Genomic DNA, 20,745 nt, shown 5'->3' with positions numbered 1-20,745 from the left:
CCGCCGGGCCGTCGCGTTGCGGGGCAGCCGCGCCAGCTGGGCCGGGACCCCGCCCGGCAGGCCGAGCCCGGTCAGCCGGCGCCGCTTGAAGTAGCGCCACGTGCGCTCGTCCAGGTGCCGGGAGAGGTACGCCTCCGCCTCGCCCCGCAGCTCCGGGTATATCTGCGGCTGCATCGCGAAGCCCACGGCCGCCAGCAGTCCCGGCAGGTGGGGGTCCGGGCGGTGGGTGCCCCGGTCGTCCAGCGGCGGCAGCAGCGCGTCCACGATGGTGATCGGCACCCGGTTGCTGTTCTGGTACGGGGACAGCCGGTCCAGCAGGATGTCCGTGCCCACCCGCGCCACCGGCAGGCCGTAGAACGCGGACGCCGTGAACAGGGCCGTGGAGAAGCACCCCACCACCAGCGCCGGCTTGATCCGCCGGAACAGCACCTCCGCGAGCACGGGGGAGTCGAGGACGGTCAGCTCGACCCCGGCGTTCTCCGCCTCGGTCTCCAGCAGCCGCGACCAGACCGCGGGCGCGGCCGGATGCGGCTTGAAGATCACCTGGGTGTGCCCGAGGGCCGCCGCGCCCTTCACCATCCGTACGTGCAGCTCCTCCTCCTCGGCCTCGGTGAGGATGCCGAGCGCCGAGAGGTACTGGCCCAGCAGCAGGGCGGGAGCCACCGCCGGGGTCTCGAACTGCTCCTCCGCGTCGGCGAGTTCGTCCAGCACGCGGACGAACACGTCCGTCGGTACCAGCTCCGGCTCGACACCGAACTCGGTGAGCAGCCGGGGGGTGAGCCCCGGGACGAGGTCGAGGTGCAGCAGCCTGCGCACCCGCCCGCCGATCAGCGGGTCGATCTTGGAGCGGGTGGGGCCGTAACTCATCAGCCCGTCCGCGTACACCTCCATCGAGGCGCCGCCGAGGATCTGCGCGATGGCCTGCGCGGGGTTGACCTGGATCGACTCCACGATCAGCTGGAGGTCGTCGTCACCGAGCCCCCACGCGAGCCGCAGATGGCGCTCCCAGAGGGGCAGGTCGTCGGGGCGCGGTTCCCAGACGGCCGGGTGGAAGGGCGCGATGGTCTCGTTCCACGACACCAGGTCGTCGAAGCGTCGGCGCAGGTGCGCGAAGCCCGGCATGTCGCTGACGGACGGGGTGAGTTCGGGCGTACCGGCGTTGTTGCTGACGACCAGCAGCCGCCGCCCGGCCGGCCGGTAGAGCCCCGCGTCGATCGCGGCGGCCAGCGTCGCGGCCCCGTACAGCGTGGAGACGCAGAAGATCTGCGTCGTCCCCCGCGCACCGGTCACAAAAGGCGAGGTCACCATCACGCGGCCGCCTTCGCGGACGTCATGGATCGCTTGACCAGGCGGCGCAGCCGCTCCGAGCGCTCGAAGTCCATCGAATCCAGTGCTTCTTTCAAGATGTCCTGGGGGAGCCGTTTCAGGGCGGCGGAGCTCAGGGAACGCAGCTGCTTCGCCACCGCGGGTTCGAACCGTTCCTTCGCGCCCAGGTGGTGGGCGATGATCGCGCAGTACGTGCGCACTGCCTTGGCCAGGAACCGGTCGGCGTCGGCGTCCTTCGCCGTCTCCTCGATCACCTCGTCGAAGGCCCGGATGAAGTCGAGCTGGCGTACGTCCCCGATCTGGGTGAGCGACGACGCGACCCCGCGCCGGTAGAACACGCCGAGCAGCCCGACGGCCGCGAAGGACTCCGCCTCGCGGTGCAGCCGCCAGATCCACGGCCGGTCCTCGGCGGTGCGCAGCCCGTGCGTGAAGTGCACCAGGCCCCGGTCGACGATGCGGCGGTGGTAGATCCCCGCCCACGCGTAGGCGTAGTCGACGGACGTGGTGCGGTGGGCGGGCAGGATCGCGTCGCGCGGGTTCAGGACCTCGCCGCGCCGGCCGACCGGGACCCGGTGGACCGTACGGGCCCTGCCGGTGAACTGGACATGATCCGTACGGACGAAGTCACAGCCCAGGGCCTCGGCGGCGGTCACCAGCTGGGAGTAGTAGCCGGGCGCCGCCCAGTCGTCCCCGTCCAGGAAGGTCACGTACTCGCCGCGGGCCGCGTCGATACCGGTGTTGCGCGCGGTGGCCAGACCGCCGTTCTTCTCATGTCTGAGGAGCACCGCTCCCGGAAGATCACGCTCCGCCCGTTCGAGTATTTCGGGAGTTCCGTCGGACGAACAGTCGTCCACGAGGAGGAACTCGAAGTCCTCACGGGCGTTGGCCCGCAGGCTTCTCAGTGTTTCGAGGGCATATGTCTGCACGTTGTAGAACGGCACGACAACAGAGAGCTTGACCACCCGCGTCACGCTAGAGGGCGCCTGATCTTCCACGCTGACATTCGGGCGCACGGAAGGTGAACGACGAGTGGCGGAATGATGAATCCAGTCGCATCCGTCCCCCTGCCCCCATTCGTAGACGTGCTGTTAACCCTTTATTGCCATTGAGTTGGGCTGACGAAGGGAATCACTTCCTAACGTCCAGGACGTGCCATCACGTACCAGTCCAGCGGTCCGGGTCGCGGTGCTCGCCGACTCCGACACCCGGTGGAAATGGGGCGCGCTGACCGCGCGCCGCATCGCCCCGGAAGACCGCTCCGTCGAGCTCAGCGGGTTCCTGCTGCGCGGCCGAGCCACGCCCACCGCCCGACAGCTCGCCGAGGTCGGGGCGGACGCCGATGCCCTGCGCGAGATGACCGGTACCGCCTTCCTGAACAACCTGCGCGAGGAGCCGTACGACATCGTCGTCCTGGCCCTCGTCGGCGGCGCCGTCCAGGCCATGCTCCACGGCATAGCCGCCCTCGGCCTGCCGGACCGGCCCCTCGTCGTCACCGGCTACGTCGGGGTCGTCTACGAGAAGCTCGCCGACGGACTGCTGCTGCGCCACGGCGCCGACGTCGTCCTCGCCAACTCCCGCTACGACGCCAAGCGCTTCCGCGAGGTGTACGAAGGGGTCGGCGCCGACGCCTCCTCCGTCACCGAGGCGGCCCTGCCCTTCCTCGCCGGGGAGCGGTACGTCCCCGAGGAGGGCCGCGACACCGTCGTCTTCGCCGCGCAGCCGTCCGTACCGGTGAGCCGCGCCGACCGTACGTACGTGCTCAAGCGCCTCGTCGAGCACGCCCGGCTGCACCCCCGCCGCGAAGTGCTCCTCAAGCTGCGCAGCAAGCCCGGCGAACAGACGACGCACATCGAGGAGTTCCCGTACCAGAAGCTCGCCGAGCGCCTGCCCGGCGGCCTGCCGCCCAACTTCCAGCTCGTGTACGGGCACATGGGCGAGGTCCTGGACCGTACGGACCTCCTGGTCACCGTCTCCTCGACGGCCGCGCTCGAATCGCTGCACCGGCGCATCCCCACCGCGATCCTCACCGACCTCGGCATCCGTGAGCCGCTGGGCAACCACCACTTCGTCGGCTCGGGATGCCTCGCGTCCTGGGACCAGCTGGACGGCGGATACCGCCCGAAGGCCGACGTCGTCTGGGCCGACCGGCAGGGCGTCGCCGCCGACGGCGCGTACGAATCGGCCTTCGACCAGGCCCGCGCCCACGTCGCGAAGCTGCTCGCCCAGTCCGAACTGCCGCCGCTGCGCCCGTACTACACGACCACCACCGCACCCGGCTACCTGCCGCCGCTGCTCGCCCGCTACCACCTGGCCGCCGACGGGACACCCCTCCCGGGCGCCCGGGCCGAGTCGAGCGACGACTCCCGGATGCGGCGCGCGGTGCGCGAAGCCGTACGGGGAGCCGCGCGCGGCGCGTACCGGCATGGCGTGCAGCGCGTGGCCCCCGTCATCCGCCGCATGGGCGAACTGTGACCGGCCCGGCCGCGCGCGCGGCCGACCACACGACGCAACGATCCGCGAACCGCCCGGTGGCCCGCCCTCCGGACCCGTCCACGGACCGGTCCCCGGGCCGGTCCCCGGACCAAGGAGCACAGATGAACGCCGTCCTCGCCGTGATCCCCGCCCGCGGCGGATCCAAGGGCGTGCCCGCCAAGAACCTCGCCCCCGTCGGCGGAGTCCCGCTCGTCGTCCGCGCGGTCCGCGCCTGCCTCGCCGCCCGGCACGTCACCGACGTCGTCGTCTCCACGGACGACGCGGCCATCGCCGACGTCGCCAGGACCGCCGGCGCCGAGGTCGTGCTGCGCCCCGCCGCCATCGCGGGGGACACCGCGACCAGCGAGGCGGCCGTCCTGCACGCCATGGACGCGTACCACGCGATGCGCGGCATCACCGCCGACGTGGTGCTCCTCGTGCAGTGCACCAGCCCGTTCATCACCGCCGAGGACCTCGACGGCGTCGTGACGGCCCTCACCGAGGACGGCGCCGACTCCGCCCTCACCGTCGCGCCCACCCACGGCTTCATCTGGCGCGACGACCGCACGGGCAGCACCGAGCGCGACGGCTACGGCGTCAACCACGACAAGGCCAACCGCCCCCGCCGCCAGGACCGGCCGCAGGAATACCTGGAGACCGGCGCCGCCTACGCGATGCGCGCCCCCGGATTCCGCGCCGCCCAGCACCGCTTCTTCGGCCGCACCGCGCTCGTCACCACCGACCCCGCCCGGGTCCTGGAGATCGACGACCCGCACGACCTGGCCCGGGCCCGCGCCCTCGCGCCGCTCCTCGACCCGGCCGCGCTGCCCGTCCACGACGACATCGACGCCGTCGTCCTCGACTTCGACGGGACCCAGACCGACGACAAGGTCCTCATCGACTCCGACGGCCGCGAAATGGTCGCCGTACACCGCGGCGACGGCCTCGGCATCGCCGCGCTGCGCCGCTCAGGACTGGAACTGCTCATCCTCTCCACCGAGCAGAACCCCGTCGTCGCGGCCCGCGCCCGCAAACTCCAGGTCCCCGTCCTGCACGGCATCGACCGCAAGGACCTGGCGCTCAAGCAGTGGTGCGACGAGCACGGCATCGCGCCCGAGCGCGTGCTGTACGTCGGCAACGACGTCAACGACCTCGGCTGCTTCGGGCTCGTCGGCTGGCCGGTGGCCGTCGCGAGCGCCCATGACGCCGTACGCGCCGCGGCGCGTGCCGTCACCACGACTCCGGGCGGCGAAGGGGCGATCCGTGAGATCGCCGCCTGGTTGCTGGGACCGGGACTCCACGTCCCGTCCCGGCGGGAGAAGACCCCCACGTCTCACGCTCTCCGCCCGAACGACACCCCCCACACGATCAACGCCCACGACAAGTAAGGACCCCTCATGAGCACCGACGCCACCTCCCGCCTGCGCACCCTCGGCACGCGGACCGCCGGCCCCGGTCGCCCCGTCTATGTCACGGGTGAGATCGGCATCAACCACAACGGCGAGCTGGACAACGCCCTCGCCCTGATCGACGTGGCCGCCGACGCGGGCTGCGACGCGGTCAAGTTCCAGAAGCGCACCCCGGAGATCTGCACCCCGCGCGACCAGTGGGACATCGAGCGCGACACCCCCTGGGGCCGGATGACGTACATCGACTACCGCCACCGCGTCGAGTTCGGCGAGGACGAGTACCGCACGATCGACGAGCACTGCAAGAAGCGCGGCATCGACTGGTTCGCCTCCCCGTGGGACACCGAGGCCGTCGCCTTCCTGGAGAAGTTCGACGTCCCCGCCCACAAGGTCGCCTCCGCGTCCCTCACCGACGACGAGCTGCTGCGCGCCCTGCGCGCCACCGGCCGTACGGTCATCCTCTCCACCGGCATGTCGACGCCGAAGCAGATCCGCCACGCGGTCGAGGTCCTCGGCAGCGACAACATCCTGCTCTGCCACGCCACGTCGACGTACCCGGCCAAGGCCGAGGAGCTGAACCTCCGCGTCATCAACACCCTCCAGGCGGAGTACCCGAACGTCCCGATCGGCTACAGCGGCCACGAGACCGGTCTCCAGACCACCCTCGCCGCCGTCGCCCTCGGCGCCGCGTTCGTCGAGCGCCACATCACCCTCGACCGCGCGATGTGGGGCTCCGACCAGGCCGCCTCCGTCGAGCCGCAGGGCCTCCAGCGCCTCGTCCGTGACATCCGCACGATCGAGGCGTCCCTCGGTGACGGTGTCAAGAAGGTGTACGAGTCGGAGCTCGGCCCGATGAAGAAGCTCCGCCGCGTCGCGGGCGTCGTCGCCGAGGCCTCCGAGCCGGCCACGGTCTGACGACCATGCCGACCCCCAGCGCGGGCAGCGCCCCGCACTCGCAAGCGATCGCGTTCGTCGAGAGCCCGGTCCAGCTGCTGAACGTGCTGGAGTGGGCCAGGACGTCCGTCGTGCTCGACGGTGACGCCGATCCCCGTACCGGCGGTACCCTCGCCGGCCGGGCCGACGCGCTCACCGTCGTCGTCCTGTCCCCGACCGACCCCATGTCGCGCGGCCAGCTCAGGCGCATGGCCGACCTGGCCCGCGACGAGGGGTTCACCGTGCGCTGGGAAGAGGCGCGGGGCGGGGCGGGGGCGCCGCTGCGGACCGTACGGCAGCTGACCCCGCTGCTGCGCAAGGCGGAGCGGATCGTGATCGGCGATCCGTTCTCGCGGTACGTACAGCTCCTGCTCACGCTCGTCGGCGGCAAGCTGCTGACGGTCGTGGACGACGGCACGGCCACCATGGAGTTCATCGGCCAGGTCGCCCGCGGGGAGCGCCTGGTGCGCTGGCACCGGCGCGGGAGCGGCCGGGGGCCGCGCGAGCTGGTCCTGGCCCCGGTCACCGCGGCGGCCCGGCGGCGACTCACGCCGTCCGCCGACCGCCCGGTGGAGGTCTTCACCTCGATGCCGGTGGACGAGGTGCCCGAGGGCATCGAGGTCACCCCGAACACCTTCGAGTGGACGAAGGCCACCTTCGGCCCGCCGTCGATCACCGAGACGGCGGACATGGTGGGCACCTCGCTGGTGGAGACCGGCGTGGTGGACGTGGACCAGTACATCGCGGCGGTCATCTCCCTGGCCCGTACGCACAACGCCGCCCGCTACTTCGCGCACCGCCGCGAGAGCGTGGAGAAACTGCACCGCCTCCACGGGGACACGGGCCTGGAGATCGTCCGCCCCGACCTCCCCCTGGAACTGATCGCCCGCCGCGGCCCCATCGGCAGCACGGTCCTCAGCTTCCCGTCCACGGTGGTCCACACCCTGCCCCTGGCCCTGGCGGGCACGGGCGTACGGATCGCGGTCTGCGACATCGCCCCGGAATGGCTCAGGTCCTCGGCGTCCCCCCGGGCCCAGGGCTTCCTCTCCGGCGTGACGACGACAGCCAAGGACGTCCACCGCCTCTCCCGCCTCCCGTCCCCGGCCTGACGCGACGGCGGCCCACCCGGACCCCACCACGGCGGCCGGGCGGGGCCGCCCCTCACGTCTCAGGACCGGTAGAGAGTGGCGAGATCGACCAGGAGTACGTCGGGACGTTCCGCCGCCGCCCGCATCAGGTCCTCGTGGAAGCCGGCCAGGGAGAACAGGGCCAGGACCGCGCCCTCCGTGTCGTACCCCTGTGCGGACAGCAGGGTGCGGATGTGTTCCAGGCGGGCCAGGTCGTGGGGGCCCCGGCGTTCGATCGTCGCCTTGGCCTCCCCGAGCAGCCGGATCCTCGCACCGGGCTGTCGCGGGCGGCTGTCCAGGTCGAGTGCGACGACGTCGACCTCGTGGGAGGTTCTCGCCGCCGGGTCGGGTACGACCGTCGTTCCGATCGCCCCCGGTTCCAGGCCGGGGAGCACCTCGGAGAGGTGGTTCCCCGTCCACTGCCGTGCCAGCTCCTCGAAGTGCGGACCGAGGATCTTGGAGCGGAAGGTGGCGGACGACGTGTGCCACGCCTGGTCGGCGCGGCCACGGTCGATCAGATCGGCCCTCGGGACGGTGACGAGCTGGTTGAACCGGATCACGGGATCCACGAGTTTGATGCTGGTATGCCGGCCGCGGAGGATGTCCTCCTCCTTGACGACGTATCCGGAGCTCTCCAGGACGTCCAGGGGATGCGACAACGCCGTCCGCTCCCTGCCGATCAGACCGCCGATCTTCGACGGGGAGGAGGCCCCCCTGGCGAGGGCGGTGAGGACGTCGTAGTAGAGGGTGCGGCGGGTGATGCGTGGGTCCTCCCGCAGCAGGTACTCGGTCTCGGTGCGGGTGAAGACCCCGATGTCGGGGCTGAGGAGGTTGTCGATCACCCAGGTGTCGAAGCCGCTCTCCGTGTCGGGCGTACCCGTGGCCACCAGTTGCCGGTAGCCCGGGGCCCCGCCGAGCGTGGCGTGCACGCGCAGGGCCACGGCCGGGTCCTCGATCGCCCACAGACGGCGTGCCGCCCGGTAGCCGAAGGCCGCGAGCCGCATGTCCATGGCGGCCCGTCCGCGGAGGGGCTGCGTGCCGGACAGCAGTTCGTGCATGACGCTCATCGCCGAACCGCACAGGATGATCCGGCCGCGGACCGGACGGCCGACCCCGGACCGGGAGTCGTCGTACAGCTTCTGGAGGATGCCGGGGATCTCGGGCGAGTGCTCCAGAAGGTAGGGCAGTTCATCTATGACCAGCAGCGGGACGGCCGCCCGTTCGGCGACCTGGTCGAGTGCCGTGGCCAGGATCCGTTCCCAGTCCCCGATCTCCAGGCTCGCGTCCGGCAGCCCGGCGTACGCGGCGGACGGCGTCGGTCGCCCGGCGCGAGGCGCTGACCCGGCCTTCCTCCCGTACCGCCGTGAGGTACAGGCCCCCGGCCCGCTCGGTCAGGGCACGCAGGAGGAACGACTTGCCGTGACGTCGGCGGCCGGACAGCAGGCCGATCCGCAGATGGGGGTCGTCGGCCGCCAGGAATTGGTTCAGGGTGCGCCACTCGCGGTCGCGATCCAGCACCCGTGCGGGTTTGTCCAGCACCGCCGCGACCCCAATCCGTATAGGTGGACCTATACGGATCAGTATAGGTGAGGCGATACGAACTGGTGGGCCGGAGAGGTGGACCCGGAACGGGGGAAACGTCCGCCATACCCACCTCGCCGTCTCACTATGCGGGCCGTCCGCTCGAATTTTGGCTGGGTGGCTGAAATTTTTGTTGATCGCTGGGTAGTTGACCTAGGAAGAGCCCTAACCTTCAGAAGGTGAACCACTTGACGTCCCGTGAGTCCGATGTCCCCCCGGCCGGCGAAGCAGCGTTGCCCGGTGCGCTTCCCGAAGGGCTGCGTGCCGAGCTGATCGCGTTCCGCCGGGACATGCACATGCACCCTGAGCTGGGCAATCAGGAGTTCCGCGCCACCGCCGCGATCAAGCGGCGGCTGGAGCTGGCGGGGCTGGAGCCCCGGGTGCTGGGCAGCGGGACCGGGCTCATCTGTGACATCGGGGAGATCGGGGAGGCGGGCGGGGTGTCCCCGCAGGGTGTGCGGCCCGTGCTGGCGATCCGTGGCGACATCGACGCCCTCCCCATTCCGGACACCAAGGTCGGCGTGGAATACCGCTCCACCATCCCCGACCGCGCCCACGCGTGCGGCCACGACGTGCACACCACCGCCGTCCTCGGCGCCGGACTGGTCCTCGCCGACCTCCACCGCCGGGGCCTCCTGCCCAACCCGGTGCGGCTGATCTTCCAGCCCGCCGAGGAGGTCATGCCCGGCGGCGCGCTCGCCGCCATCGCCTCCGGCGCCCTCGTCGGCGTCGGCCGGATCATCGCCGTCCACTGCGACCCCAAGGTCGACGCCGGCCTCGTCGCGCTGCGGGCCGGTCCCATCACCTCCGCCTGCGACCGCCTGGAGATCGCCCTCGACGGCCCCGGCGGCCACACCGCGCGCCCGCACCTCACCACGGACCTGATCACCGCCGTCGCCAAGGTGGCCGCCGAGGTGCCCGCGCTGCTGGCCCGCCGGGTCGACGCCCGTTCCGGGCTCGTCCTGACCTGGGGCCGTATCGAATCGGGCCACGCGGCCAACGTCATCCCGCAGCACGCGGAGCTGTCCGGCACGGTCCGCTGCCTGGAGCTCTCGGCCTGGCACGACGCGCCCGACCTGATCCACGCGGCCGTCGACGAGATCGCCGCGCTGCATCACGCCAAGACCGAGGTGACGTACGTACGGGGCGTCCCGCCGGTCGTCAACGACGTCGTCGTCACCGAACTGCTCCGGGACGCGCAGGTCGCCCGCCGCGGGTTGTACGCGATCGAGGACACCGAGCAGAGCCTCGGCGGCGAGGATTTCTCCTGGTACCTGGAGCAGGTCCCCGGCGCGATGGCCCGCCTGGGCGTCCGCCCGCCCGGCGACGCCGCCCGCTACGACCTCCACCGCGGCGATTTCGACGTGGACGAGCAGGCGATCGGGGTCGCCGTCGAGCTGTTCACCGCCGCCGCGATGCTGGCCTGAGCAGGGGGTGTACGGGTGTGGGGGGAGCGGCCGTACGATCCCCGGGACAGACGCCGCACGGCCCCGGGGAGAGCACGACTCCCCGGGGTGTCCGGACGGTCACCCGGGGTGCCCGCCAGGGTTCGAAGACGATCCGATAACGACTGGTGAACGTGTCTTTAACTGACATCTACGCGCGTTACGATCGGCGCGAAACCAGCGCCAACGGAGGCGCTTCGAGTGAAAGGGCCCCCCTCGTGCGCCGGGTATCCAAGATCGCTGTAGCGGGCATAGCCTCAGCTGCACTCGCCCTCACCGCCACCGCGTGTGGCAGTACATCCGCGGACAAGGCCAAGGACGACGCGGCCCCGTCGGGCTCGTCCTCCGCGAAGTCAGGTGTCAAGGTCGGCGTCGCCTACGACGTGGGCGGCCGTGGCGACCACTCCTTCAACGACTCCGCCGCGCGCGGCGTCGACAAGGCCAAGGACGAGTTCGGCGGCGAGGTCAAGGAGCTGACGGCCAAGACCACCGACACCGAGGCCGACCGCGTCGACCGCCTGACGCAGCTCGCCGAGGCGGGCTACAACCCCGTCATCGGCATCGGCTACGCGTACGCCAACTCGATGAAGTCGGTGGCCGCGAAGTTCCCCGCCACCACCTTCGGCATCGTCGACTCGGTCGTCGACGCCAAGAACGTCGACAACATCGTCTTCACCGAGGAGCAGGGCTCCTACCTCGGTGGCGTCGCCGCGGCGCTCAAGACCAAGAAGGACCGCGTCGGCTTCATCGGCGGGGTCGACGTCCCGCTCATCAAGAAGTTCGAGGCGGGTTACGTCCAGGGTGTCCACGACACCAACCCGAAGATCAAGGTCGACGTCCAGTACCTGTCGCACGGCTCCGACACCTCCGGGTTCGCCAGCCCCGACAAGGGCAAGGCCGCCGCCCAGGGCATGCTCGACAACGGCGCCGACGTGATCTACAGCGCCGCCGGCTCCTCCGGCTCCGGTGCGATCGAGGCCGTCAACGGCTCGAAGGGCGCCTGGGCCATCGGCGTCGACTCGGACCAGTACAACCAGGTCTCCCTCGCCAAGTACAAGAGCTCGATCCTCACCTCGGTCGTCAAGAACGTCGACGTCGGCGTCTACGACCTGGTGAAGTCGATCAACGACAAGAAGCCGCTGGTCGGCACCAACGCCTACTCGCTGGCCAAGGACGGTGTGTCGCTGTCCACCAGCGGTGGCTTCATCGCCGACATCCAGCCCAAGATCGACGCCGCCAAGGCCAAGATCGTGGACGGTTCGATCAAGGTCAAGACCACCCCGTGACCTGCTCCGGCGCCCGGTTCTCCACCGGGCGCCGGTTCTGTGTACGGGCCCGGTGAAGGTGCTCCGATCCTTTCGCCGGGCCCATAACGATGTATCAACTCTACGCGCGTAGGCGGGAGTTGACACGCTAGCGTCACCGAACGCCCCCCGCCCCAACGCTCCTTCTCCGAGGAGAGTGCGCCATCAACGCGTCCAGCCCTCCCGCCGTCGAACTGCGCGGCATCACCAAACGCTTCCCCGGTGTCGTCGCCAACAGCGATATCGACATCACCGTTCGCCGAGGCACCGTGCATGCCCTCTGCGGTGAGAACGGTGCCGGCAAGTCGACCCTGATGAAGATCCTCTACGGCATGCAGAAGCCCGACGAGGGGACCATCACCGTCGACGGCGCGCAGGTCAGCTTCGGCAGCCCCGCGGACGCCATAGCCCGTGGCATCGGCATGGTGCACCAGCACTTCATGCTCGCCGACAACCTCACCGTCCTGGAGAACGTCGTCCTCGGCGGCGAGAAGCTCCACGGCATCGGCTCCCGGGCCCGCAAGAAGATCCAGGAGATCTCGGACGCGTACGGCCTCGGGATCCGCCCGGACGTCCTCGTCGAGGAACTGGGCGTCGCCGACCGCCAGCGCGTGGAGATCCTCAAGGTCCTCTACCGGGGCGCCCGTACGCTCATCCTGGACGAGCCCACCGCGGTCCTCGTCCCGCAGGAGGTCGAAGCCCTCTTCGACAACCTGCGCGAGCTGAAGTCCGAGGGCCTGACCGTCATCTTCATCTCCCACAAGCTGGGCGAGGTGCTGTCGGTCGCCGACGAGATCACGGTCGTCCGGCGCGGTACGACGGTGGGCAGCGCCGACCCCCGTACCACCACCTCCAGGCAGCTCGCCGAGCTGATGGTGGGCAGCGAGCTGCCCTCCCCGGAGACCCGCGAGTCGACCGTCACCGACGTACCCATGCTCAAGGTCGAGGACCTGAGGCTCACCGCCACCGACACCGACGGTGTCGTACGGGACGTCCTCGCCGACATCGGGTTCACCATCCACCAGGGTGAGATCCTCGGCATCGCCGGCGTCGAGGGCAACGGCCAGGCGGAACTCGTCGAGGCGATCATGGGCCTGCGCGACCCCGACGGCGGCGTCATCACCCTCGACGGTACGGACATCTCCCACGCGCCCACCCGTACCCGGCGCGAGAGCGGCATCGGCTACATCCCCGAGGACCGCCAGCGCCACGGCCTGCTGCTGGAGGCCCCGCTCTGGGAGAACCGCGTCCTCGGCCACGTCACCGAGGCGCCCAACTCCCGCCGCGGTCTCATCGACGGCAAGGCGGCGCGCCTCGACACCGAACGGATCGTGCGCGAGTACGACGTACGGACCCCCGGCATCGAGGTCACGGCGGGCTCCCTGTCCGGCGGCAACCAGCAGAAGCTGATCGTCGGCCGGGAGATGAGCCACCACCCCAAGCTGCTGATCGCCGCGCACCCCACCCGGGGCGTGGACGTCGGCGCCCAGGCCCAGATCTGGGACCAGATCAAGGACGCCCGCCGCGACGGCCTCGCCGTCCTGCTCATCTCCGCCGACCTGGACGAACTGATCGGCCTGTCCGACACCCTGCGGGTGATGTACCGGGGCCGCCTGGTCGCCGACGCCGACCCCGCCACCATCACCCCCGAGGAACTGGGCTCCGCCATGACGGGTGCCGCCACCGGCCACCTGGCGCACACCGTGCCCCCGCAGCGCGACGGCGCGACGAGCGAAACGGCCGGAACCGGCGAAACAGGCGAAACCGCGGGAGAGGCCCGATGAAGAAGCTCACCTCCCGGCTGGACAAGGAGCGGCTGATCCTCGCGGTCGGCGCGCCCCTGCTGGCCCTGGTCGCCGCGCTGGTCGTCACCGCGCTGGTCATCCTCGCCACGGGCAAGAACCCGTTCGAGGCGTTCAACGACATGCTGTCGTACGGCTCCGCCAGCGACAGCCAGATCTACATCCTCAACAAGGGGACGACGTACTACCTCGCGGGTGTCGCGGTCGCCATCGGCTTCCGGATGAACCTGTTCAACATCGGGGTCGACGGCCAGTACCGCATGGCGGCCTTCGCCGCGGCCGTCGTCGGCGGCGCGCTGCACCTGCCGGCCCTCGTCCAGATCCCGGTCATCATCGTCGTCGCCATGCTCGTCGGCGCCATGTGGGCCGGCATCGCGGGCATCCTCAAGACCTCACGCGGGGTCAGCGAGGTCATCTCGACGATCATGCTGAACTCCATCGCCACCGCGATCATCGGCTATCTGATCCAGCCGGAACGGCTCGGCCAGCTGGACGACGCGGGCACCCTGGTCTCCACCAAGCCGCTGCCCGAGTCGTCCTTCTTCTTCACCCTGGACATGGGCCCGGCCGGCCAGCTGTGGGGATTCATCGTCGTCGCCGCGCTCGCGGGCCTCGCCTACTGGTTCGTCCTCGGCCGCACCCGTTTCGGCTTCGACCTGCGGGCCGTCGGCCAGTCCGAGTCGGCCGCCGCCGCGAGCGGTGTCAGCGTCAAGAAGATGATCTTCACCAGCATGATCCTCTCGGGCGCCATGGCCGGACTCATCGGCATGCCGACGCTGCTCAACGAGAGCCACATGTACAGCAACGACTTCCCGCTGGGCATCGGCTTCACCGGCATCGCGATCGCGCTGCTCGGACGCAACCACCCGATCGGCATCGCCCTCGCGGCCCTCCTCTGGGCCTACCTGGAGCGCACGACCAACCACCTCGAAGTGATCGGCTACGACAAGGAGATCCTCGGCGTGATCCAGGGCGTCATCGTCCTGTGCGTCGTCATCGCCTACGAGATCGTCCGCCGGTACGGCCTGAAACGCCAGCAGCAGCGGGTCGGCGCCGAACTCGCCGCCCAGGCGGCCACGACCCAGAAGCTGGAGGTGGCCCGATGACCGCCACGACCACCGAGACCCCGCCTCCCTCGCCGGCGGCCCCGAAGGCCCCGGGCGCCAAGCCCGCCCGGCGCAGGCTGACCCTCGCCCGGGTCCTGCTGATCGTCGCGGGCGGGCTGATCCTGCTCTCCCTCGTACGGATCCTCACCGGCGCCGACCAGCTCACCTCGGCGGGCCAGATCAGCGCCTCGCTCGGCCTCGCCGTACCGATCGGCCTCGCGGGCCTGGCCGGCCTGTGGTCGGAACGCGCCGGAGTGGTCAACATCGGCCTCGAAGGCATGATGATCCTCGGCACCTTCGGGGCCGGCTGGATCGGCTGGCAGACCAACCCCTGGCTCGGCATCCTGGCGGGCATCGCCTTCGGTGTCCTCGGCGGTCTGCTCCACGCCGTGGTGACCGTGACGTTCGGCGTCGACCACATCGTCTCCGGTGTGGCGATCAACCTGCTCGCGCTCGGCGTCACCCAGTATCTCGCCAAGATCTTCTTCAACGCCGGCGAGGCGCAGACCCTGGGCGGCAACCCCAAGCAGTCCCCACCCGTCGACTCCGTCCCCGACATCACGATCCCGGGGCTCTCCGACGGGCTCACGTCACTGGCGGGCCACCACTGGTTCCTGGTCTCCGACCTCGCGGGCATCCTCGGCGGCGCGATCACCAACCTGTCCGTGCTGACGATCTTCGCCGCCGTCCTCTTCGTGGGCAGCTGGTGGGTGCTCTGGCGGACCCCGTTCGGGCTGCGCCTGCGCTCCTGCGGCGAGAACCCGATCGCCGCCGAGTCGCTGGGCGTCAACGTCTACTCGTACAAGTACATGGCGGTCGCGATCTCCGGCGGCCTCGCCGGACTCGGCGGCGCCTTCCTCGCCACTGTGCCCTCGCACATCTACCTGGAGGGCCAGACCGGCGGCCGGGGTTACATCGGCCTCGCCGCGATGATCTTCGGCAACTGGCGGCCCGGCGGGCTCGCCATGGGCGCGGGCCTGTTCGGCTTCTCCGACGCGCTCCAGCTGCGCAACGGCGGCGAGACCGTGCACGCGCTGCTGCTCCTGCTCGTGGTGCTGCTGGTGCTGCTCGCCGCGTGGAAGGCGTACCGGAAGGCGCGCTTCCAGGCGATCCTGAGCGGGGTCACCGCGCTGCTCATCCTGGTCTGGTACCTGGTCACCGACACCGTCCCCTCGGACTTCGTCGGCGCGACTCCGTACGTCGTGACGCTTCTGGTGCTGTCGTTGTCGGCCCAGCGGCTACGGATGCCGAAAGCTGACGGCATGCGCTATCGAAGAGGACAAGGAAAGTGACGGCCGGCGGCGGCGCGGCGGGAGCCGCGGGCACGGTGGACGCCGACATCGACTGGACGGAGCTGCGGTCCGTCGCGCGGGACGCGATGTCCCGGGCGTACGTCCCGTACTCCGGCTATCCGGTCGGCGCGGCGGCCCTCGTGGACGACGGCCGTACCATCAGCGGCTGCAACGTCGAGAACGCGTCGTACGGCCTGTCGCTGTGCGCCGAGTGCGGCCTGGTCTCCGCCCTGCACCTGACGGGCGGCGGCCGGCTCACCCACTTCACCTGCGTCGACGGCGCGGGGGAGGTGCTGGTGCCCTGCGGGCGGTGCAGACAGCTGCTGTACGAGTTCGGCGGCCCCGAGCTGGTGATGGAGACCCCGGCGGGGATCCGCACCCTGGACGACATGCTGCCGCAGGCGTTCGGCCCCGGGCACCTGGCCTGAGCGCCGGCCGCGCGGGCGTGACCGCCCGCTCCACCCCCTGACCCGGCCCCGCCGCCGCCGCGATCCGGCGGCGCCGGGGCCGTACAACTGCTCCACCCGGCCCCCCGCACACCTGTTGTGCCGAAAGGAACGCACGCCATGGACGTCATCTCCGTCATCCGCACCAAGCGGGACCGGGGCGAACTGAGCCCCGAGCAGATCGACTGGGTGATCGACGCGTACACCCGGGGCGAGGTCGCCGACGAACAGATGTCGGCGCTGGCCATGGCGATCCTGCTCAACGGCATGAACCGCACCGAGATCGCCCGCTGGACCGCCGCCATGATCGCCTCCGGCGAGCGCATGGACTTCTCCGCGCTGTCCCGCCCGACGGCGGACAAGCACTCCACGGGCGGTGTCGGCGACAAGATCACGCTGCCGCTCGCCCCGCTGGTCGCGGCGTGCGGGGCGGCCGTCCCGCAGCTCAGCGGGCGCGGGCTGGGCCACACCGGCGGCACGCTCGACAAGCTGGAGTCCATCCCCGGCTGGCGGGCGCTGCTGTCGAACGCCGAGATGCTGCACGTCCTGGAGAGCACCGGCGCGGTCATCTGCGCGGCGGGCGACGGTCTGGCCCCCGCCGACAAGAAGCTGTACGCGCTGCGCGATGTCACCGGGACCGTCGAGGCCATCCCGCTGATCGCGTCCTCGATCATGTCCAAGAAGATCGCCGAGGGTACGGGCTCGCTGGTCCTGGACGTCAAGGTCGGCTCCGGCGCCTTCATGAAGACCGTCGAGGACGCCCGCGAGCTGGCGTCCACGATGGTGGGCCTTGGCAACGACCACGGCGTCCTGACGGTCGCGCTGCTCACCGACATGGCGACCCCGCTGGGCCTCACCGCGGGCAACGCGCTGGAGGTCCGCGAGTCGGTCGAGGTCCTCGCGGGCGGCGGCCCGGCGGACGTCGTCGAGCTGACCCTGGCCTTGGCGCGCGAGATGCTCGACGCGGCGGGCCTGCGGGACGCCGACCCGGCGAAGGCGCTGGCCGACGGCTCGGCGATGGACGTCTGGCGCCGCATGATCGCGGCCCAGGGCGGCGACCCGGACGCGGCGCTCCCGGTGGCCCGCGAGCACCAGGTGATCACGGCCCCCTCCTCGGGCGTCCTGACCCGCCTCGACGCGTACGGCGTAGGCGTCGCGGCCTGGCGCCTGGGCGCGGGCCGCGCCCGCAAGGAAGACCCGGTCCAGGCAGGCGCGGGCATCGTACTCCACGCCAAGCCCGGCGACCACGTCACCGCGGGCCAACCCCTCCTGACCCTCCACACGGACACCCCGGAAAAGTTCGAGTACGCCCAGGAGGCCCTGACCTCCACCTACGACATCGCCCCCACAGGCACCACCTACGAACCGACCCCGGTCGTGCTGGAACGTATCGCCTGACCTGCGGTTTCCCCGAACGGGTGAACGGGACCGGTGGACCTCCACCGGTCCCGTCCGCCATGCTGGGATTGGTGACGCACTGATTGGAGACCGCCATGAGCGCACTCGCCGTCGAGCCCGACGCCCCCCATGGACAGGGCTGGGACGAACTCGTCCGTATCTGGGAAGGCACGGACGCGCCCGAGGGCTGCAAGGTGGAGATCATCGAGGGGATCATCACCGTGTCACCGGGGCCGTCGAAGGACCACAACCACACCGCTGAGTTGTTGCAAAGCAGCCTCTATCCCGTGATTCCGGATGGCTGCGGTATCTATCAGACCCTGGGAATCGCCGTCCCCGCCGGGAGCGGGTTGTACATCCCCGATCTAGTGGTCATCCCCAGGCGGTTGGTTCTTGGATCGGACAACCTGGCTCAGGGCGACGAGGCCTTGATGGTGGTTGAGGTCACCTCGCGTTGGAACGCTAACCACGATCGAATCGCCAAGGTTCGCGGCTACGCGAAGGCCGCAGTCCCGCTCTACCTGTTGCTGGACCCCTGGCATTCGGGGCGCCCGACCGCAACGCTCTACGGTGAGCCCGAAGGCGGTACGTATCGCGTTCTGGCATCCGTACAGTACGGCGACAAGCTGACCCTTCCCGAGCCCTTCGGCGTGGATATCGACACTGGCGACTTCCCCGTCAGCTGACGGTCGGCCCGGACCCACCACACCCCGAGACCGCCGCGATGAGTTCCGGCTCCCGCGACGGTCTCTCAGGTTGTGGATGCCACGAAACCGATCGTTCTTGTTGTCTCGGGCCGGCTCGGGCCCGGTGACGTGCCCCGGTTGTGTGACGAGCTGGTTGCTCGGCTGCGGGGGAGTGGGGTTACTGAGGCGGTCTGTGATGTGCGGGGGCTGGAGCGGCCCGATCTGGTGGCCGTCAACGCGCTCGCCCGGTTGCAGCTCACCGCACGGCGGCGCGCGGTCCGGTTGCGGGTGCGGGGCGCCGGGCGGGAGTTGCGGCTGTTGCTGGACCTCGTGGGGCTCGCCGAGCTGGTGGGGTACGCGGACCCGGACGACGACCCGTAGGGGTGGACGGGTGGAAGAGGCTTACCCGTGTGGACCGGCCCGTGCGGGCGGGCCGGTCCACACGGATCCGCTACTCCTTCTCCAGCCTCGCCGGCAGGTCGAACAGCGGGAACCACCGCTCCGTGTCCAGGAACGAGTTGATGCCCGAGATCCGGCCGTCCACGATCTCGATGACCATCAGCGCCCACGGCGTATGCCCGTTGCCGTCCTCGGCCGGGTGGTAGTGCGCGAACGCCGGTGTGCCGTTGGCCACCGTCGGGACGAGGCGCGAGCCCCGGCAGACGGAGCCCACCCCGAGCATCCAGCCCACGATGTCGTCGTGGCCTCGCAGCCACAGGTCGTACGGCGGCATGGACAGCGTCGCGTCCTCGTGCAGGAGCGTCGTCAGCGCCTTCATGTCATAGCCCTCGAAGGCCGTGACATAACGCTCCAGCAGCTCCTTCTGCTCGTCGTCCAGCGGATCCGCCGCGTCCGTCGACGCCGGCTCCGACTCGGCGATCGTCGCCCGCGCCCGCTGGAGCGCGCTGTTCACCGAAGCCACCGTCGTGCCCAGCAGCTCCGCGACCTCGCTCGCCTTCCACGCCAGCACCTCGCGCAGAATCAGCACGGCCCGCTGCTTGGGCGGCAGATGCTGGAGCGCCGCCATGAACGCCAACCGGATCGTCTCCCGCTCCACCGCCCGCTCGGCCGGGTCCGCCACCGAGGGCAGCACCCGGCCGTCCGGGACCGGCTCCAGCCACGTCACCTCGGGCCGCGCGTTGAGCTGCGCCTGGGCCACCGGCGTCGCCGCCGTCAGGTCCATCGGCCGCGCCCTGCGGTTGCCCGCGTTCAGCATGTCCAGGCACACGTTCGTCGCGATGCGGTACAGCCACGACCTGAGCGAGGACCTGCCCTCGAACTTGTCGAAGCTGCGCCACGCCCGCACCATCGTGTCCTGCACCGCGTCCTCGGCCTCGAAGGCCGAACCGAGCATCCGGTAGCAGTACCCCGTCAGCTCCGTCCGGTGTTTCTCCAGCCGGGAATCAAGATCCTCTGTTGTCGCGAGATCACTCATCGGGTCACCCCAGTCGCCCCCTTGGAACCAGTCCTTCGGAAGCTACCGCACCCCACTGACAATCGGCTCAGGTTCCCGGCTTACGGCCGTACACGAAGACGTCGTCCCCGGTCTTGAGCAGCGACCAGTACTTCGAGGCCGCCGCCGTCGTCATGTTCACGCAGCCGTGCGAACCGGGCGGGTTCCACATGCTCACGCCCACCGAGTGGAACGCCTGGCCGCCGTCGAAGAACTGGCTGTACGGCATGGGCACGTCGTAGATCGACGACACGTGGTTCTTGTCGCGCCAGCCGATCTTCTTGAGGCCCGTCCTGGTCTCGTACTTGTCGCGGCCGGTGCGCACCGGGACGGGTCCGTACACCAGTTTCTTGCCGTCCTGGATCCAGCTGAGCTGACGCGTCAGGTCGACACAGGCGATCCGGCCCTTGTTGGTCGGGCACTTGCCGGCCTTGTTGGGCGTCTTGCCCGCGGCCTTCTGCTTGTTCATGAGGTCCATCACGCCCCAGGTGACGGGCCCGGCGTAGCCGATCGTCGGCGTGATGCCGTGCTTCGACTGGAAGGCGCGGATGGCCTTGCAGTCGGTGGCGGACTGCTTGCCGTCCACCGGGCGGCCGAGGAACTTCTCGACCTGCTTCTGGTTCGGCCCCGTACTGGTCGTACAACTCGCCGCCTGCGCGGGGGTGCCGCCCAGTGCCACGGTCAACGGCACCACCAGCGCGGCGATCCCCGCCGCGACGGCCCCTCTGCGTCCGATACTTCCCATGGTCCCGCCCCGTCCGTCCTCGTACCTGCTCCGACATGGCTGTGAATGCCCGCGCGACGTGTTCTCAGCGCGTGTTCAGGGAGATAGACGGACGAACAGTACGCGCAGTTGCACACCCCTGTACGCCGATTCGGTAACAGGGCCCCCGGCGGACCCCCGGCGGACCCGGGGCGGACCCCCGGCCCGCGGCGGCCTCAGTGGCCCGCGAGCGCCCGGCGCC

19 protein-coding genes are annotated in these 20,745 nt (G+C 70.5%); 14 read left to right on the top strand and 5 right to left on the bottom strand.

The features are described from left to right. The coding region (locus GT042_RS21500) for a polysialyltransferase family glycosyltransferase (protein ID WP_161310352.1) at positions 1-1,308 on the bottom strand (1,308 nt) is incomplete at its 3' end. Further along, the gene (locus GT042_RS21495; protein WP_161310351.1) at positions 1,308-2,288 is read right to left on the bottom strand and encodes a glycosyltransferase family 2 protein; all 981 of its coding nucleotides are present in this window, start codon (positions 2,286-2,288) and stop codon (positions 1,308-1,310) included. The genes GT042_RS21495 and GT042_RS21500, both read right to left, overlap by 1 nt. Positions 2,289-2,475: 187 nt before the next feature. Between GT042_RS21495 and GT042_RS21490 the strand changes: the two genes are divergently transcribed. From GT042_RS21490 to GT042_RS21475, 4 genes are all read left to right on the top strand, one after another. Next, positions 2,476-3,798 (top strand): DUF6716 putative glycosyltransferase, encoded by a 1,323-nt coding sequence (locus GT042_RS21490; protein ID WP_161310350.1) that lies wholly within the window; start codon positions 2,476-2,478, stop codon positions 3,796-3,798. 122 nt (positions 3,799-3,920) lie between these two features. Next, positions 3,921-5,186, top strand: a complete 1,266-nt coding sequence (locus tag GT042_RS21485) for an acylneuraminate cytidylyltransferase (protein ID WP_161310349.1) — start codon at positions 3,921-3,923, stop codon at positions 5,184-5,186. A gap of 9 nt (positions 5,187-5,195) precedes the next feature. Then, a complete protein-coding gene (locus GT042_RS21480) occupies positions 5,196-6,122 on the top strand; it encodes an N-acetylneuraminate synthase family protein (protein ID WP_161310348.1) in 927 nt (308 codons plus the stop codon). Between the two features lie 5 nt (positions 6,123-6,127). Continuing rightward, positions 6,128-7,249, top strand: coding sequence for a hypothetical protein (locus tag GT042_RS21475; RefSeq protein ID WP_161310347.1), 1,122 nt, complete (start codon positions 6,128-6,130; stop codon positions 7,247-7,249). A gap of 59 nt (positions 7,250-7,308) precedes the next feature. On the opposite strand, the gene GT042_RS21470 is transcribed toward GT042_RS21475, so the two are convergent. After that, positions 7,309-8,334, bottom strand: coding sequence for an ATP-binding protein (locus GT042_RS21470; RefSeq protein ID WP_345943856.1), 1,026 nt, complete (start codon positions 8,332-8,334; stop codon positions 7,309-7,311). A gap of 127 nt (positions 8,335-8,461) precedes the next feature. On the opposite strand from GT042_RS21470, the gene GT042_RS40145 reads away from it, so the two are divergent. The 10 genes from GT042_RS40145 to GT042_RS21425 all read left to right on the top strand — a co-directional run bounded on the left by GT042_RS40145 (position 8,462) and on the right by GT042_RS21425 (position 18,708). Further along, the gene (locus tag GT042_RS40145) at positions 8,462-8,857 is read left to right on the top strand and encodes a hypothetical protein (RefSeq protein WP_345943855.1); all 396 of its coding nucleotides are present in this window, start codon (positions 8,462-8,464) and stop codon (positions 8,855-8,857) included. A 179-nt stretch (positions 8,858-9,036) separates the two neighbouring features. Further along, entirely contained in the window at positions 9,037-10,275 is a 1,239-nt protein-coding gene (locus GT042_RS21465) for an amidohydrolase (RefSeq protein WP_161310355.1), read from the top strand. Between the two features lie 236 nt (positions 10,276-10,511). Then, positions 10,512-11,579: a BMP family ABC transporter substrate-binding protein gene (locus GT042_RS21460; RefSeq protein ID WP_161310346.1), complete on the top strand. Its 1,068-nt coding sequence runs from the start codon at positions 10,512-10,514 to the stop codon at positions 11,577-11,579. A gap of 212 nt (positions 11,580-11,791) precedes the next feature. Beyond that, positions 11,792-13,381, top strand: coding sequence for an ABC transporter ATP-binding protein (locus GT042_RS21455; protein WP_202533382.1), 1,590 nt, complete (start codon positions 11,792-11,794; stop codon positions 13,379-13,381). Beyond that, positions 13,378-14,505, top strand: coding sequence for an ABC transporter permease (locus GT042_RS21450; protein WP_161310345.1), 1,128 nt, complete (start codon positions 13,378-13,380; stop codon positions 14,503-14,505). Before GT042_RS21455 ends, GT042_RS21450 begins: the two co-directional genes overlap by 4 nt. Then, positions 14,502-15,797, top strand: a complete 1,296-nt coding sequence (locus GT042_RS21445; protein ID WP_161310344.1) for an ABC transporter permease — start codon at positions 14,502-14,504, stop codon at positions 15,795-15,797. The genes GT042_RS21450 and GT042_RS21445 overlap by 4 nt, the downstream gene beginning before the upstream one ends. A 35-nt stretch (positions 15,798-15,832) precedes the next feature. Further along, a complete protein-coding gene (locus GT042_RS21440) occupies positions 15,833-16,225 on the top strand; it encodes a cytidine deaminase (protein ID WP_161310353.1) in 393 nt (130 codons plus the stop codon). Between the two features lie 138 nt (positions 16,226-16,363). After that, positions 16,364-17,641 (top strand): thymidine phosphorylase, encoded by a 1,278-nt coding sequence (locus tag GT042_RS21435; RefSeq protein ID WP_161310343.1) that lies wholly within the window; start codon positions 16,364-16,366, stop codon positions 17,639-17,641. Positions 17,642-17,736: 95 nt separating this feature from the next. Further along, positions 17,737-18,327 carry a Uma2 family endonuclease gene (locus GT042_RS21430; RefSeq protein WP_161310342.1) on the top strand — a complete coding sequence of 197 codons (591 nt, stop codon included), beginning with the start codon at positions 17,737-17,739 and terminating at the stop codon, positions 18,325-18,327. Between the two features lie 72 nt (positions 18,328-18,399). Beyond that, positions 18,400-18,708 carry an STAS domain-containing protein gene (locus GT042_RS21425; protein WP_161310341.1) on the top strand — a complete coding sequence of 103 codons (309 nt, stop codon included), beginning with the start codon at positions 18,400-18,402 and terminating at the stop codon, positions 18,706-18,708. A 70-nt stretch (positions 18,709-18,778) separates the two neighbouring features. Here GT042_RS21425 and GT042_RS21420 read toward each other — a convergent pair whose 3' ends face one another. Both GT042_RS21420 and GT042_RS21415 read right to left on the bottom strand, forming a co-directional pair. Further along, the gene (locus GT042_RS21420) at positions 18,779-19,762 is read right to left on the bottom strand and encodes a sigma-70 family RNA polymerase sigma factor (RefSeq protein ID WP_161310340.1); all 984 of its coding nucleotides are present in this window, start codon (positions 19,760-19,762) and stop codon (positions 18,779-18,781) included. Between the two features lie 67 nt (positions 19,763-19,829). Continuing rightward, on the bottom strand, positions 19,830-20,525 hold the full coding sequence (locus tag GT042_RS21415; RefSeq protein ID WP_161310339.1) for a L,D-transpeptidase family protein: 696 nt from the start codon (positions 20,523-20,525) through the stop codon (positions 19,830-19,832). Positions 20,526-20,745 lie beyond the last annotated feature (220 nt).

Origin of the sequence: Streptomyces sp. SID3212 (assembly GCF_009865405.1) — a bacterium.
Lineage (GTDB): Bacteria > Actinomycetota > Actinomycetes > Streptomycetales > Streptomycetaceae > Streptomyces.
This window is presented reverse-complemented; position numbering and strand designations above follow the sequence as displayed.

Coding starts and splice junctions, on each gene's coding strand:
- GT042_RS21485 (WP_161310349.1), top strand. CDS start 3,921: ATGAACGCCGTCCTCGCCGTGATCCCCGCCCGCGGCGGATCCAAGGGC.
- GT042_RS21480 (WP_161310348.1), top strand. CDS start 5,196: ATGAGCACCGACGCCACCTCCCGCCTGCGCACCCTCGGCACGCGGACC.
- GT042_RS21475 (WP_161310347.1), top strand. CDS start 6,128: ATGCCGACCCCCAGCGCGGGCAGCGCCCCGCACTCGCAAGCGATCGCG.
- GT042_RS21470 (WP_345943856.1), bottom strand. CDS start 8,334: ATGAGCGTCATGCACGAACTGCTGTCCGGCACGCAGCCCCTCCGCGGA.
- GT042_RS40145 (WP_345943855.1), top strand. CDS start 8,462: ATGACCAGCAGCGGGACGGCCGCCCGTTCGGCGACCTGGTCGAGTGCC.
- GT042_RS21450 (WP_161310345.1), top strand. CDS start 13,378: ATGAAGAAGCTCACCTCCCGGCTGGACAAGGAGCGGCTGATCCTCGCG.
- GT042_RS21445 (WP_161310344.1), top strand. CDS start 14,502: ATGACCGCCACGACCACCGAGACCCCGCCTCCCTCGCCGGCGGCCCCG.
- GT042_RS21435 (WP_161310343.1), top strand. CDS start 16,364: ATGGACGTCATCTCCGTCATCCGCACCAAGCGGGACCGGGGCGAACTG.
- GT042_RS21430 (WP_161310342.1), top strand. CDS start 17,737: ATGAGCGCACTCGCCGTCGAGCCCGACGCCCCCCATGGACAGGGCTGG.
- GT042_RS21420 (WP_161310340.1), bottom strand. CDS start 19,762: ATGAGTGATCTCGCGACAACAGAGGATCTTGATTCCCGGCTGGAGAAA.
- GT042_RS21415 (WP_161310339.1), bottom strand. CDS start 20,525: ATGGGAAGTATCGGACGCAGAGGGGCCGTCGCGGCGGGGATCGCCGCG.